This is a genomic window from Bifidobacterium sp. M0353, assembly GCF_016100645.1.
Classification (GTDB): Bacteria; Actinomycetota; Actinomycetes; order Actinomycetales; family Bifidobacteriaceae; genus Bombiscardovia; species Bombiscardovia choladohabitans.
The window spans coordinates 51164-65059 of record NZ_JACFSB010000001.1 but is presented as its reverse complement, the minus strand read 5'-3'; the positions used below and the strand labels follow the sequence as shown (position 1 = coordinate 65059).

Here is a 13896-nt window from a genome sequence, read left to right as displayed (position 1 = left end):
CGGGCATCCCTGTGACTTGTGGTTCAGCGGTACTCCGGCTCGGGAGCGGACTGGTCGGCCTTGGCGGCGGCGTCCGGGCGGGCGCCGATGTTGAAGCCCAGGTCGTCGGAGGCGGCGCTCGGGTCGTCGTCCTCGTCCTTCATCTCGATCACGTTGCCTTCCGCGTTGAGCACCTCCACGTTCAAGGAGAGCGACTGCATCTCCTTGAGCAGCACCTTGAAGGATTCGGGGATGCCGGCCGCCGGCAGGTTCTCCCCGCGCACGATGGCTCCATAGGCCCGGACACGGCCGTCCACGTCGTCGGACTTGGTAGTCATCATCTCGTGCAGGGTGTAGGCGGCGCCGTAGGCCTCCAGGGCCCAGACCTCCATCTCGCCGAAGCGCTGGCCGCCGAACTGGGCCTTGCCGCCCAGGGGCTGCTGGGTGATCATGGAGTAGGGTCCGGTGGACCTGGCGTGGATCTTGTCATCGACCAGGTGGTGGAGCTTGAGCATGTACATGTAGCCCACGGAGATGGGCTTGGTGAAGGGCTCGCCGGTGCGGCCGTCGTAGAGCACGGCCTTGCCGTCATCGCCCACCAGGCGCTCGCCGTCACGGTTGGGCAGGGTGGTCTTGAGCAGACCGTTCAGGGCGTCCTCACGCACGCCGTCGAAGACCGGGGTGGCCACGGCGGTGCCGGGCTCGGCCTTCTCGGCGCCTGCCGGGATGTGCTTCTTCCACTCGGCCTCCAGGTCGGGATCCAGACTGATGTCCCAGCCGGAGTGGGCGATCCACCCCAGGTGGAGTTCCAGGACCTGTCCCAGGTTCATACGGGAGGGCACGCCCAACGGGTTGAGCATGATGTCGATGGGGGTGCCATCAGCCATGAAGGGCATATCCTCCTCGGGAAGGATCCTCGAGATGACGCCCTTGTTGCCGTGGCGGCCGGAGAGCTTGTCGCCCTGGGTGATCTTGCGATGCTGGGCGATGTAGACCCGGATCATCCGGTTGACGCCGTTGGGCAGCTCGTCGCCGTCCTCCTCGGCATCCTCGCGGGTGACCTCCTTGACCTCGATGACCGTTCCGGTCTCACCGTGGGGCACCCGCAGGCTGGTGTCGCGCACCTCGCGGCTCTTCTCTCCGAAGATGGCCCGCAGGAGCCGCTCCTCGGGTGTCAGCTCGGTCTCGCCCTTGGGGGTGACCTTGCCGACCAGGATGTCCCCGGCCTCGACCTCGGCGCCGATGCGGATGATGCCGCGCTCGTCCAGGTTGGCCACCGCATCCTCGCCCACGTTGGGCAGGTCGCGGGTGATCTCCTCGGCGCCCAGCTTGGTCTCGCGGGCGTCGGTCTCGTACTCCTCGATATGGATGGAGCTCAGGGTGTCGTCCTGGACCAGCCGCTGGGAGATGATGACGGCGTCCTCGTAGTTGTAGCCGTTCCAGGGCATGAAGGCCACCAGGACGTTCTTGCCCAGGGCCATCTCGCCCTTCTCGGTGGCGGGGCCGTCAGCCAGGACCGTGCCGGCCTCGACCCGCTCCCCGTCCTTGATCAGGGGGACCTGGTTGTAGCAGGTGGTCTGGTTGGACCGCTGGAACTTGGCCAGCTTGTAGGAGGACTGGGTGCCGTCGTCATTCATGACGCGGATGATGTCGGCGGAGACGTAGGTGACCACGCCCGGCTTCTCGGCCAGGATGACATCGCCGGAGTCGATGGCGGAGCGCCACTCGGAGCCGGTGCCCACCAGGGGACGCTCGGACTTGACCAGGGGGACGGCCTGACGCTGCATGTTGGTGCCCATCAGTGCTCGGTGGCCCTCGTCGTGCTCCAGGAATGGAATCAGGGAGGCGCCCACCGAAACCATCTGCCGGGGGGAGACATCCATCAGGTCCACCTGGGAGACGGGCACATCCTTGGCCTCGGCCTCGGCGTCACGCACCAGGGCCTCGTCCTCGACGAAGTGTCCGGTCTCGTCGATCTCCTGGTTGGCCTGGGCGATGGTGTGCTCGGACTCCTGATCGGCGGTCATGTAGACCACGTCGTCGGTCACCTGGCCATCGATGACCTTGCGGTAGGGGGTCTCGATGAAGCCGAAGGGGTTGACCCGGGCGAAGGTTGCCAGGGAGCCGATCAGGCCGATGTTGGGGCCTTCAGGGGACTCGATGGGGCACATGCGTCCGTAGTGGGAGGGGTGCACATCGCGCACCTCCATGGAGGCGCGGTCGCGGGACAGGCCGCCGGGGCCCAGGGCCGAGAGACGACGCTTGTTGGTCACGCCGGCCAGCGGGTTGTTCTGATCCATGAACTGGCTCAGCTGGGAGGTTCCGAAGAACTCCTTGATGGTGGCGTTGACCGGGCGGATGTTGATCAGGGACTGCGGGGTGATGGCCTCCGCGTCCTGGGTGGTCATCCTCTCACGGACCACGCGCTCCATACGGCTCAGGCCGGTGCGCAGCTGGTTCTGGATCAGCTCGCCCACCTGACGGATGCGGCGGTTGCCGAAGTGGTCGATGTCGTCCACGTCCACCCGCAGCTCGATGTCCTTGCCGTCGCGGCGGCCGGGGAAGGTCTGCCCGCCGGCATGCAGGGTCACCAGGTACTTCAGGGTGGCGATGATGTCCTCGGGATGCAGGCTGCGGTCGTTGAAGTCGGCCTCAAGACCCAGCTTGCGGTTGATCTTGTAGCGGCCGACCCGGGCCAGGTCGTAGCGCTTGGTGTTGAAGTAGAAGGAATCCAGCAGGTTGCGGCCGGCCTCGGGCGAGGCTGTGTCCGCGGGCCGGATCTTGCGGTAGAGGTCGGTCAGGGCCTCGTCCTGGGTCTCGATGGTCTCCTTCTCCAGGGCGTCCAGCACCAGTGGATAGCCCTTGAAGGCCTTGCGGATCTGCGGCTTGGTCATGCCGATGGCCATGAGGAAGACGATGGCGGACTGCTTGCGCTTGCGGTCCACACGCACGCCCAGCACATCGCGCTTGTCGATTTCGAACTCCAGCCAGGCGCCCCGGCTGGGGATGATCTTGGCCCCGAAGATCTCCTTGTCGGAGTTGCGGTCCTGGGTGCGGTCGAAGTAGACGCCGGGAGAGCGGACCAGCTGGGAGACGATGACGCGCTCCGAGCCGCCGATGATGAAGGTGCCGTGGGGGGTCTGCAGCGGGAAGTCGCCCATGAAGACGGTCTGCGACTTGATCTCGCCGGTGTCCCCGTTCTCGAACTCGGCGTTCACGTACAGGGGGGCGGAGTAGGTGTAGTCCTTCTCCTTGCACTCCTGGACCGTGTGCCGGGGCTCCTCGAAGTAGGGATCGGAGAAGGTCAGGCTCATGGTCTGCGCGAAGTTCTCGATGGGAGAGATCTCCTGGAAGACCTCATCCAGGCCGGAGACGGGGGCCACGGTATGGGTCCCGTTGACCCGATCCTCCTCGACACGCTTCTTCCAGCGGTCATTGCCGACCAGCCAGTCGAAGCTATCGGTCTGCACGCCCAGGAGGTAGGGCACCTCGATGGGTTCGCGGATGGATCCGAAGTTGACACGATCGGTGGCCTTGTGCAGTTTGATGTCGTGTTCGTCAGCGCGTGCCTGCGTTGCGGTGGTACTACTTACAGCTTTATTGGCAGCCAAAATGGACGTTCCTTATCGCTCGCCGTACTCGATCATTCCTGTTACCCCAGGGAGATGCCGAATGGCCGCCATATGCCTATTCGCGGGCATCTCCTCGATGATGCATGCCCGCTATATGACACACCTCATGCAAAGATAAAACTATAGCAGACAAGAACCATGGACGCAATCGGCGTGTCGTCTTGGAAAAGCTGCTATTGGACCATGACCGGCACTGGCGGGGAGACCACATTGGAATCGGCCTTGAGCACCAGCTTGGCCTGGTAGGAACCGGCCTTGACCCGGGGCAGCTTCTGGTCGGGCTGACAGCTCTCCTGGCTCCTGTCAGCATGCCAGGTGATGGTCTGCACATCCTTGTCTCCTGTGGCCATGAGCAGGGTGCGCGCCCCCACCGGGCAGGCATCGGAGCGCCAGACGGTATCCTGACCGCTGGTGATGACCAGCACCCGGCCACCGTCGGAACCGTCCACCAAGCATGAGCCCGTTCCCTTGTGCCGGATGGTCACCGTAAAGTCGATGGACCCACCGACCCCAGTGCTGGGATCGGGCGCAGCCAGCTCCAGGGCCAGATCCCCCTTGTCGCAGTCAGGAGCCCCGGAGGAACGCTTCTTGCCGGCGTCCTTCTTCTGCTTGTCCTTGTCCTTGGATTCGGTCTTTGTGGTCTGCTGGGCGCTGGTCGAGGCTCCCTGGCCCCCATCACCTCCACGCAGGGCTCTGATGCCGGCCCCCACGCCCCAGAACAGGCCAGCGCAGACCAGCAGGAAGAGCACCGCCAGCAGGGCGGCCGCAATCCTCCGGCGACGATACATCCGCCGCTTCTTCTCGCTCATGCGTCGCTTGGCCATACTTCTCCAGTCTAATCGCCGGGGCGGCCTTCACCTCGGCAGACTCAGACTGCCATCCTGGCCGATCTCCAGAAGACCATCCTCGTCCAGGGATGCGATGCACCGATCAAGCCGGATTTCGTCCTTGCACAGGGGTTTCAGATCCTTCCTTGGGACAGGTGCGCCCGAAGCCTGCCGCAGGGCCTGAAGGATGGCGCCGCGGACCTGCCGGTCGGTGCCTGCGAAGCGCTGCCGGGGCCTGGTCCTGCCTGCACCCAGACCGGGCAGTCCGGCCTTGAGAAAGCGGCAATGGCCGGCCAGAGGACAGATGTCGCAGGCCGGCTTGTGGGCGATGCAGACCGTGGCACCCAGCTCCATGACGGCCTGGTTCCATCGGGCCGAGGGCGGCTCCCGCCAGGCTGCCGATCTGACCTTCGGATCAGCCAGTCCCAGACGGCCACTGCCACCATCTTCCTGGACACCGCTGTCTTCGGCACCGATATCCTCCGGCCCTCCGTCCTCGGGCAGGACCTGCCAGGCCAGCTGGCGCTCCTCTCGACTGGCAGCGCCCCCGGTGGATTCATGCCCCAGAAAGACCCTGGAAAGCACCCTGCGGATATTGGTGTCGATGACGGCGATCCTCTCGCCGTAGGCAAAGCTCATGACAGCGCTGGCCGTGTAGTCGCCGATGCCAGGCATGGCCACCAGCTGGTCGTAGTCACGGGGCAGCCGGTCTGCATACTGGCCGGCCACCTGCTGCGCACACTCCTGCAGGCGCAAGGCTCGGCGCGGGTAGCCCAACCGGCCCCAGGCCGTGATGACCTCGGCCTTGGGTGCAGCAGCCAGGGAGGCCGCATCCGGCCAGATCTTCATCCAGGCCGTCCAGTAGGGCACCACCCGGCTCATCTGGGTCTGCTGGCTCATGACCTCGGAGACCAGGACCCCCCAGGGCGTGGTTCGTCCGAAGCGCCAGGGCAGGTCGCGGGCGTATCGGCTCCACCAGTCGAACAGCCGCAGACGGATGGGCTCAGTCTTCGCAAAGGCCGTCTCCGCGTTCTCCATGGTCACACCACCCTTCGCCATCCGGTTCCGCCTCATTCAACGGCCGTATTCTGCCCGACGGTGCCGACCAGCCCTGCCAGGCCTGTCGTTTGGCGACGGTAGGTTGGCCTCATGAACAGGCAGGAGCAGGAGCGGTCAGGCGACCCATCGAAGGCCGTCGAAAGCATGTACGAGTACGGATACCGCAAATCGAATTATGGTCCCGACGAGCTGGTCACCGACGCCCACGGCAACCCCATCTCCGTGGTGGATGCCATGATGAAGGCCGATCAGGCCAGCCGGGTGAAGACCTCCACCCCCCACCTGTGCTACTACTCGCCGCGAATCCCCGGCAACACCGGATCGGCCATCCGCCTGTGCGCCGTGACCGGCACCATCCTGCACCTGATAGAGCCCCTGGGCTTCAACCTCAAGGACACCAAGCTGCGCCGGGCCGGCCTGGACTACCACGACATGGCCCACGTGGTCCTGCACCCGGACTTCGACGACCTGGTCCGCTCCATGTCCGACAGCCGGATCATCGCTTTCACCGCCCACGCCGAAAAGCTCTACACCGAGGTCGACTACCGGCCGGACGACATCCTCCTGTTCGGCCCCGAGCCCGGCGACATCCCCGACCCCATGGACATCATGGCCGGCCCCCACGTGGCCGAACAGGTCAGGCTGCCCATGCGGCCCAGCCTGCGCAGCCTGAACCTGACCAACTGCGCCTCCATAGCCATCTACGAGGCCTGGCGGCAGCTGGGATTCCAAGGCGGCCGCTGAACCCTGCGAGCGCGCTCAGTTCTTGAAACTGTGAATGGGCGCCGGGATGTGTCCGCCCCGATTGACGAAGTCCGCGCAGGAGCGGGTATTGACGGGCACGACCGGACCGCCGCCCATGAGCCCGCCGAACTCGGCCCACTCGCCCACCTGCTTGCCGATGACAGGAATGACCCTGACTGCGGTGGTCTTCTGATTGATCATCCCGATGGCCGCCTCGTCGGCGATCAGGCCGGAGATAGACTCGGCGGAGGTGTCCCCGGGGATGGGGATCATGTCCAGCCCCACCGAGCAGACGCAGGTCATGGCCTCAAGCTTCTCCAGGGTCAGGCTCCCCTCTTGCGCAGCCTGGATCATGGCGGCGTCCTCGGACACTGGGATGAAGGCCCCGGACAGCCCGCCCACCGAACTGGAAGCCATGATGCCGCCCTTCTTGACCTGATCGTTGAGGATGGCCAGGGCCGCAGTGGTCCCGGGTGCGCCCACCTGCTCCAGGCCCATGGTCTGCAGGACCTCGCCCACCGAGTCTCCGACAGCCGGGGTGGGTGCCAGTGACAGGTCGATGATCCCGAAGGGCACGTCCAGGCGACGGCTGGCCTCCTGGGCCACCAGCTGCCCCACCCGGGTGATCTTGAAGGCCGTGCGCTTGATGGTCTCACAGAGCTGCCCGAAGTCGGCTCCCTTGGCTGATTCCAAGGCGGTCTTGACCACGCCGGGCCCGGAGACCCCCACGTTGATGACGGCCGACCCCTGGCTGACCCCATGGAAACCGCCGGCCATGAAGGGGTTGTCATCCGGGGCGTTGCAGAAGACCACCAGCTTGGTGCAGCCGGAGCTGTCCGAGTCGGCGGTGCTCTCGGCGGTGGCCTTGACGACCCGGCCCATCAGGGCCACGGCATCCATATCGATGCCCGTCCTGGTGGAGCCCACGTTGACGCTGGCGCAGACCCGTTCCGTCTGGCTCAGCGCCCTGGGCAGGGACTTGATCAACAACCGCTCGGCCGGGGTCATGCCCTTGCCGACCAGGGCCGAGTAACCACCAATCAAGTTGACACCGACCTCCTGGGCCGAGCGGTCCAGGGCCTTGGCCACGGTTACATAATCCTCCACGGTGTGGCAGGCTCCGGCGGCCACCAGGGAGATGGGGGTGACGGTGATGCGCTTGTTGACGATGGGAATGCCGTACTCGCGGGCGATGGAGTCCCCGGTGGACACCAGGTCGCCGGCCAGGGAGACGATCCTGCGATGAATGTTCCGGCAGAGCATGTCCACATCCCCGCTCACACAATCCAGCAGGCTGATACCCATGGTGATGGTGCGCACGTCCAGGCGCTCCCGATCGATCATGTCGTTGGTCTCCAGGACCTCGTCACGTGTGATCATGGCTGCCTCCTCAGACCCGGTGCATCCTGGTGAAGATCTCCTCGCGCTGGCAGCGGATGGAGACTCCGATGTCCTCTCCCAGGGATTCCATCCGCTGGCTCAGTGCATCGAAATCATCCCGGCAGGCCGTGCAATCCACAATCATCATCATGGTGAAGAAGCCGTCCAGAATGGTCTGCGAAATGTCCAGCACATTGATACCCTGCTGGGAAAGGTCTGTGCAGACCTTGCCGATGATGCCTATGGCATCCTTGCCCACCACCGTGATGATCGCCTTGTCCATGGCCGTCCTCCTCATCCACCTCACCCTTGACCGGACCCACTGAAAACCGGGACCCCGCTCCTCCAGCTTAGAGGAGCGCCGGGAGAAGCGGGGGCGTGAGGTCTGCAGCCTGATTCAGGATTCGCGCGCAGCCGCCGAGGAGGGCAGGGCGATCAGGGCCCTGGGGGCCTTGAATCCCTTGGAGGCGAATCGTCCGGCGATGTCACGGGCAAGATCGGAACCCTTGCCGGCGTCAGCCAGGGCGATGATGGATCCGCCGAACCCGCCGCCGGTCATGCGAGCCCCGTAGGCCCCACCCTGGCGTGCTGCGTCCACGGCCTCGTCCAACTCCGGGCAGGTGACCTCGTAGTCGTCCCTCAGGGAGTCATGGGAGGCGTTGAACAGGCGGCCCGCCAGGACGTAATCGCCCCTGCCGAAGGCCTCGATGAAGCGGTCCACCCGTCCTATCTCGCTGACGACATGACGGACCCGCCGACGCATGGTCTCATCGGGCAGCCGCTCCAGCAAGGCAGCCAGGGCGGATGGCGGATCAGCAGCCCCATTGACCCGGTCTGCCGCCTGGCGCAGGTTGGCCACCCCCAGCAGATGCGCAGCCTGCTCGCAGGTGGCCCGCCGCTGATCGTATTGACCATCGTTGAGCTGGTGCTGGGCCCTGGTGTCGACCACCAGCAGCTCCAGGCCCGCAGCCTGCAGGTCGAAGGGAACCTGGCGCACGTTGCTCATGGCATCCAGTTCCGGCCGGCAGTCCAGCCGCAGGGCGCAACCGGATCGACACCGCATGGCGGCGCTCTGATCCATGCCGCCGGTGGACGCGCCGGCCATATCGTTCTCAGCCGTGATGGCGGCCTGGATCAGCCTGACCCGGCCAGCCTCGTCACCGCCCAGCCCCAGACCGAACAGGTCATCCAAGGCCAGGGCTACGGCACAGGTCATGGCCGCCGAGGAGCTCAACCCGGACCCGACTGGCACGCAGGAGGCCAGGGCCAGGTCGAATCCTCGAACCTGGGGGAAGCCATCCCGCTGCAGGGCCCAGGCCACGCCGACCGGATAGGCCGCCCAGCCGCTGACTCCCCTGGCCTGAAGACCATCCAGGTCAGCCTGGACCGGGTTCTCCGGATCCATGCTGGAGACCAGGCGGACCCGGCTGTCCGTCCTGGGACAGGCGGCCACATAGGTACGGTTGGGCAGGGCGATGGGCAGGCAGAGCCCGGCATTGTAATCTGTGTGCTCGCCGATCAGGTTGACCCGGCCTGGAGCGCTCCAGACGCCCTGGGGATCCTCGCCATAGACCTTCTGGAAGAGCTCGCGGGCCTTGGTAGCCCCTTGGCCGTCAGCGCCCTGGGTCCAGGCCTGTATGAATTGGACTGTCGTCGTCATTGATTCTCTCCATTCTCCAGGTCCAGGGGCCCCAGCTGGCGGAATCGGTCGGCGATCCGCTCAGGGGTGGTGTCCGACACCCAGGCGGCCATGCCTGACTCGGACCCGGCGAGATACTTGATTTTGTCCACGGCACGGCGGAAGGAGAAGAACTGCAGGTTGAGCCGGTAGTCCTCCCGCCGCGGATCGTGCAGCGGGGCCTGGTGCCAGGCAGCGATGTAGGGCAGATCCATCCCCCTGCCGTCGCCCTTGTCGAAGAAGGCGTTGCCCCGCTTGAGCAGGGTGGAATACATGACGGCCAGATCCCAGCGCTCCTGGTCGTTCAGCTGGTCCAGGCTCAGGATCCCGTCGCGCACGGGGGCCATATGGACCTCCAGCGGCCAGCGGGCGGCGGCTGGAACATAGGCCACCCAGGTGGCGTTGCGGAAGACGACCCGTCGACCGGAGTCCAGCTCGGCCTTGAGGATGTCCGCCAGAAGGTTGCCACCGGTGCGTTCCCGGTAGGCGGCGCACTGCCTCAGCTCCTGCTCAAGGCGGGGGGCGATGAAGGGATAGCAGTAGATCTGTCCGTGGGGGTGGGCAAGGGAGACGCCGATCTCCTGTCCATGGTTCTCGAAGGGGAAGATCTGTTCGATGCCCTCCATGGCCGAGATCTCTGCAGTGCGGAAGGCCCAGGCCTCCACCACCGTCCGCAGACGCGAGACAGGCAGATCGGCAGGGAGTGCATGCTCGTCAGGGTCGAAGCAGACCACCTCGCAGCGTCCGTTGGCCTCGCGCACCGGCCAGAGGGGATTGCCGTCCACCAGGGATGGCTGGTCGGCCGCCTGCATATCGGGCACCTGCATCATGGAGGGGAAGCGGTTCTCGAAGACCGCCACGTTGTAGTCCACATCGGGGATCTCCCCATCCTGGTAGGGGTCTTCGGGCTTTCTGGCGGCCAGGGGGTTGCCCTTGGCGGTGGCCTGTGGCCCGGCGGTGATGGGCCGGTTCATCCGGGCCGTGGCCATGGGGATCCAGTCTCCGGTCAGAGGGTCCCGGCGCATCTGCGGCGGCTGGAAGGGCACCGTCCTGCCCTCCTGATCCTGGTGCGGGGCGAACCGGTCGGTCAGCGGACGAGGATCGTCCAGACGCCTGGTCCTGCGGCCGGATACATACTCGGGATCATCGTCCAGGTAGAAGAACCGACGCCCGTCGGCCAGCCTGGTGGGGGTGATGCGGATGTGCCCCCTGGCATAGTCGCCGGGAACATACCGTTGGGGGACATACTGCTCTGACTTCATGCTGCTCCTTCATCGTCCGTGATGATTGACAATCCATGGCAACCCGCTATGACAACCTGCGCACCCCTGTGTGACCGGTCGTTCATTGAATCTGGGCTGCTTTCCCGGCATCGGCCTTAGACACGTCGGAGGAACCCTCTTGAGCCTGGCCTTCCTCGGGGTTGACCGGGACCAGGACCAACCGCTTGACCAGGGACCGGGTTGCCTCGGCCGACTCCTGGTCCAGCTGGTCGTCGGTGATGACGGTGTCCACCTGGTCGAAGGATGCGAACAGGGAAAGGGAGGTGCAGCTCCACTTGGTGTGATCGGTCAGGATGATGGTCCGGTCGGCGATGTCCATCAGGGCCATATCCGTAGCCGCCTCCAAGGAGTTTGGCATCAGGAAACCCCGCGGAATGGAGACCGAGTGGGTCCCCAGGAAGACCGTATTGACCCGCAGGGAGGCGATGACCTTGTCTGCAATGGGGCCGACCAGGGAGTTGGACCGGGTGATGACACCGCCGGTGACGATGACCTCCACATCCTTGCTCTCCATGGCCTGGACCAGTTCGGCCACGGGGATGGAATTGGTCAGCAGGGTCACGCCCGCGCACTGGCGGCTCTCCAGCAGGTGCTGGGCGAAGACATAGGCCGTGGTCCCTCCCCCGATGGCGATGACGTCGCCCGGGGAGACATAGTCGATGGCGCGACGGGCGATGGTGTCCTTGAGGCCCATGTCCATCTGCGACTTGACCGAGAAGAGCGGCTCAGCCAGAAGCGAGCTGGTGGTGACAGCCCCTCCGTGGACCCTCTTGAGCAGGCCCTTGTCCGCCAGGTCGGCAATGTCACGGCGGATGGTCATGGCGGAGACGCCCAGCTCCTTGGAGAGGGCGGTGATACGGACTGCGCCACGAGTACGCAACCGGTTCAATATCAGGTGTTGGCGTTGTGACGATATCATTCGAACATTATCGCACACATTCGCCCAAATTGGCAAGCTGACTATCGGACTGCGGTCGCCACCACAAAACATAGGCGAAAAATCCACATTTCTCAGTTACTGGGACCATTCTTCCATACGCCTGAGGCCTGCCGGAGCTTTTGCAGGAATCCATTCATCAAGGCGTAGTTTATCCCCTGGGACTCAAATAAGGCCTACCGGGTCGCTTATGAAAGCGAACACGAATGTGAGCCAATGTCAGTTTCGACGGGTCAACCGTTCAAGCCCCCACAGGGTCACCTGGACCATGGCCTCCAGAACGATCCCGGCATCCATCTTCGAGCTGCCGCGAACCCGCTCAACGAAGACTATAGGCACTTCGACCACGCTGACGCCCATGGCCTGGACCCGACGCAGCATATCCACCTGGAAGACGTAGCCGCTGGATCGGACCCTTCCCAGATCAATCCGCCTCAACACGTCCGCTCGATAGACCCGCAGGCCGGCGGTCATGTCCCTTACCGAGGATCCCAGGGCGGTGCGGGCATACCAGGATCCCGCACGCGAGATCAGATCCCGATACCAGGGCCAATCTTGAGTGCGTCCTCCGCGCACCCGGCGCGAGCCGATGACCAGCCCCGGATGTGCATGACCTCGTGCCACAGCCAGCATTCCTGCCAGATCCTCGGGCCGATGGGAGCCATCCATGTCCATCTCGCAGATCAGATCATAGCCCTGTTCCAGCGACCAGCGGAACCCCTGCACGTAGGCTGGACCCAACCCACGGCGGGCATGCCGATGGAGGACATGCACATGAGGGTTGCGACCGGCCATGTCCTCGGCCAGGGCGCCGGTGCCGTCCGGCGAGTCGTCGTCGACGACCAGGACATCGACCTCGGGGCAGCATGCCAAGAGCCAAGGAAGGGTCACCCCGATGTTGTCAGCCTCCTGATAGGTGGGCATGACCACAATGGTCCCTGCTCCGCCACGAACAACGTCCATGGCCGCTCTCAGCGTGCGATGCCGTAGGCCCCGCGCCGGTAAGGCTCAGGGTAGGGGGCCTGCTGAGCGGACAGCCCCAGTTTGTAGGCGGCCCTGAGAGGCCAGTAGGGGTCGCGCAGGCTGGCTCGACCGATCTCGACCGCATCGGCCAGACCCTTGCGCACAATCCGATCAGCCTGCCTGGGCTTGGTGATCAGCCCCACCGCCGTGGTGGGAATCAGCACCTGGCTGCGCACCTGGTAGGAGAAGGGCACCTGGTAGTTGGGAGCGGCCGGAATCTTCACGCCCGGCACCAGACCCCCGGTGGAAACGTCGATCAGGTCCACCCCATGCAGCTTGAGCACCTTGGCGGTGCGGATGGTCTCGTCCAGGCCCCAACCGCCAGTGGCCCAGTCGGTGGCGGACATGCGCACCAGCAGGGGCATGCCCGAGGGAATGACCTCACGCACGGCATCGGTCACCTGGATCAGCAGGCGCATCCTGCCGGACAGGTCGCCCCCATACTCGTCGTTGCGTCGGTTGATCAGGGGATCGAGGAATTGGGAGAGCAGGTAGCCGTGGGCGGCATGCAGCTCCACTCCCAGGAAGCCGGCCTGGATGGCTCGCACGGCAGCGGAACGGAAGTCGGCCACGATGGAGGCTATCTGAGCCCGCGAGAGCTGGACCGGGACCGCCATCCTGCCAAAGGCGATGGGGCTGGGGCCCACAGGCTGCCAGCCGCCCTCGGCCACGGGCACGGTGGCGTTGATGTAGCCCATGGAGGAGCACCCGGAGGAGCCCTTGCGCCCAGAGTGGTTGAGCTGGACGATGGGCACTGCTCCAGCGGCCTTGACATCCCGGACGATGCCCTGCCAGGCCCTGGTCTGCTCGTCGTTCCACAGTCCCACATCGCAGGGTGAGATCCGCCCCTGGGGATTTACGGCCGTGGCCTCCCCAATGACGACTCCGAAGCCGCCCAGGGCCCGGGACACATAGTGCTGGTAGTGGAAGTTGGTAGGAACCCCGTCGTGCCGAAGGGCCGAATAGGTGTCCATGGGCGGCATCCAGATCCTGTTGCGGATATGCTGGTCGCGCAGTTCCATGGGCTTGAAGAGCGCAGGCAGGGCCATCTCCCGCCTTCTGCCTGATTTTGATTTCCCGACTTTTTTGACTCTTTTGTCCCTCTTGCCCTTCTTGGCCGATTTGACCCCCTTGGCAGCCTTGCCGGCCTTTTTCTTTCCGTCGGCGGCATCCGACTCAAAGGGCCAGATCGGTTTGGAGACATCCAGCCTGCCGGAGCCGCTCACCGGCCCCGGCATCGCCTGATCTTCCTTGACCCGGCCGTCGGCCCGAGGGGCCTTGTCATCCAGCTCTGAATATTCCTGGACCATCAGTTCCTGCCTCTCCCGGCGGGCGGCCGCACCCCTCGTGGTCC

General features: G+C 65.1%; 11 protein-coding genes. 1 reads left to right on the top strand and 10 read right to left on the bottom strand.

The window, feature by feature from the left end; genetic code table 11:
- Positions 1–23 precede the first annotated feature (23 nt).
- From rpoB to H3V04_RS00250, 3 genes are all read right to left on the bottom strand, one after another.
- Positions 24–3590, bottom strand: a complete 3567-nt coding sequence (gene rpoB, locus H3V04_RS00260; protein ID WP_045935092.1) for a DNA-directed RNA polymerase subunit beta — start codon at positions 3588–3590, stop codon at positions 24–26.
- Positions 3591–3784: 194 nt separating this feature from the next.
- Positions 3785–4435 (bottom strand): hypothetical protein, encoded by a 651-nt coding sequence (locus H3V04_RS00255; protein ID WP_198186822.1) that lies wholly within the window; start codon positions 4433–4435, stop codon positions 3785–3787.
- A 30-nt stretch (positions 4436–4465) separates the two neighbouring features.
- Positions 4466–5497 (bottom strand): A/G-specific adenine glycosylase, encoded by a 1032-nt coding sequence (locus H3V04_RS00250; RefSeq protein WP_198186821.1) that lies wholly within the window; start codon positions 5495–5497, stop codon positions 4466–4468.
- Positions 5498–5587: 90 nt separating this feature from the next.
- On the opposite strand from H3V04_RS00250, the gene H3V04_RS00245 reads away from it, so the two are divergent.
- Positions 5588–6241 (top strand): tRNA (cytidine(34)-2'-O)-methyltransferase, encoded by a 654-nt coding sequence (locus H3V04_RS00245; RefSeq protein WP_198186820.1) that lies wholly within the window; start codon positions 5588–5590, stop codon positions 6239–6241.
- A 15-nt stretch (positions 6242–6256) separates the two neighbouring features.
- On the opposite strand, the gene H3V04_RS00240 is transcribed toward H3V04_RS00245, so the two are convergent.
- From H3V04_RS00240 to H3V04_RS00210, 7 genes are all read right to left on the bottom strand, one after another.
- Complete coding sequence (locus tag H3V04_RS00240) at positions 6257–7621, bottom strand: PFL family protein (RefSeq protein WP_198186819.1); 1365 nt, start codon at positions 7619–7621, stop codon at positions 6257–6259.
- 10 nt (positions 7622–7631) lie between these two features.
- On the bottom strand, positions 7632–7904 hold the full coding sequence (locus H3V04_RS00235; RefSeq protein ID WP_029677784.1) for an ACT domain-containing protein: 273 nt from the start codon (positions 7902–7904) through the stop codon (positions 7632–7634).
- A 114-nt stretch (positions 7905–8018) separates the two neighbouring features.
- Positions 8019–9281, bottom strand: coding sequence for a galactokinase (gene galK / locus H3V04_RS00230; protein WP_198186818.1), 1263 nt, complete (start codon positions 9279–9281; stop codon positions 8019–8021).
- Positions 9278–10561, bottom strand: a complete 1284-nt coding sequence (gene galT, locus H3V04_RS00225) for a galactose-1-phosphate uridylyltransferase (protein WP_198186817.1) — start codon at positions 10559–10561, stop codon at positions 9278–9280. The genes galK and galT overlap by 4 nt, the downstream gene beginning before the upstream one ends.
- Positions 10562–10643: 82 nt before the next feature.
- Positions 10644–11519 carry a DeoR/GlpR family DNA-binding transcription regulator gene (locus H3V04_RS00220; RefSeq protein ID WP_045936018.1) on the bottom strand — a complete coding sequence of 292 codons (876 nt, stop codon included), beginning with the start codon at positions 11517–11519 and terminating at the stop codon, positions 10644–10646.
- Positions 11520–11738: 219 nt separating this feature from the next.
- Positions 11739–12482, bottom strand: coding sequence for a polyprenol monophosphomannose synthase (locus H3V04_RS00215; RefSeq protein ID WP_198186816.1), 744 nt, complete (start codon positions 12480–12482; stop codon positions 11739–11741).
- 8 nt (positions 12483–12490) lie between these two features.
- Positions 12491–13852, bottom strand: coding sequence for an NADH:flavin oxidoreductase/NADH oxidase (locus tag H3V04_RS00210; RefSeq protein ID WP_198176804.1), 1362 nt, complete (start codon positions 13850–13852; stop codon positions 12491–12493).
- Between the last annotated feature and the right edge of the window lie 44 nt (positions 13853–13896).

Bases quoted from the DNA above. Each gene is read 5' to 3' on its own strand.
- H3V04_RS00255 (WP_198186822.1), bottom strand. From the start codon at position 4,435: ATGGCCAAGCGACGCATGAGCGAGAAGAAGCGGCGGATGTATCGTCGC.
- H3V04_RS00250 (WP_198186821.1), bottom strand. From the start codon at position 5,497: ATGGCGAAGGGTGGTGTGACCATGGAGAACGCGGAGACGGCCTTTGCG.
- H3V04_RS00245 (WP_198186820.1), top strand. From the start codon at position 5,588: ATGAACAGGCAGGAGCAGGAGCGGTCAGGCGACCCATCGAAGGCCGTC.
- H3V04_RS00240 (WP_198186819.1), bottom strand. From the start codon at position 7,621: ATGATCACACGTGACGAGGTCCTGGAGACCAACGACATGATCGATCGG.
- H3V04_RS00235 (WP_029677784.1), bottom strand. From the start codon at position 7,904: ATGGACAAGGCGATCATCACGGTGGTGGGCAAGGATGCCATAGGCATC.
- galK (WP_198186818.1), bottom strand. From the start codon at position 9,281: ATGACGACGACAGTCCAATTCATACAGGCCTGGACCCAGGGCGCTGAC.
- galT (WP_198186817.1), bottom strand. From the start codon at position 10,561: ATGAAGTCAGAGCAGTATGTCCCCCAACGGTATGTTCCCGGCGACTAT.
- H3V04_RS00215 (WP_198186816.1), bottom strand. From the start codon at position 12,482: ATGGACGTTGTTCGTGGCGGAGCAGGGACCATTGTGGTCATGCCCACC.
- H3V04_RS00210 (WP_198176804.1), bottom strand. From the start codon at position 13,852: ATGGTCCAGGAATATTCAGAGCTGGATGACAAGGCCCCTCGGGCCGAC.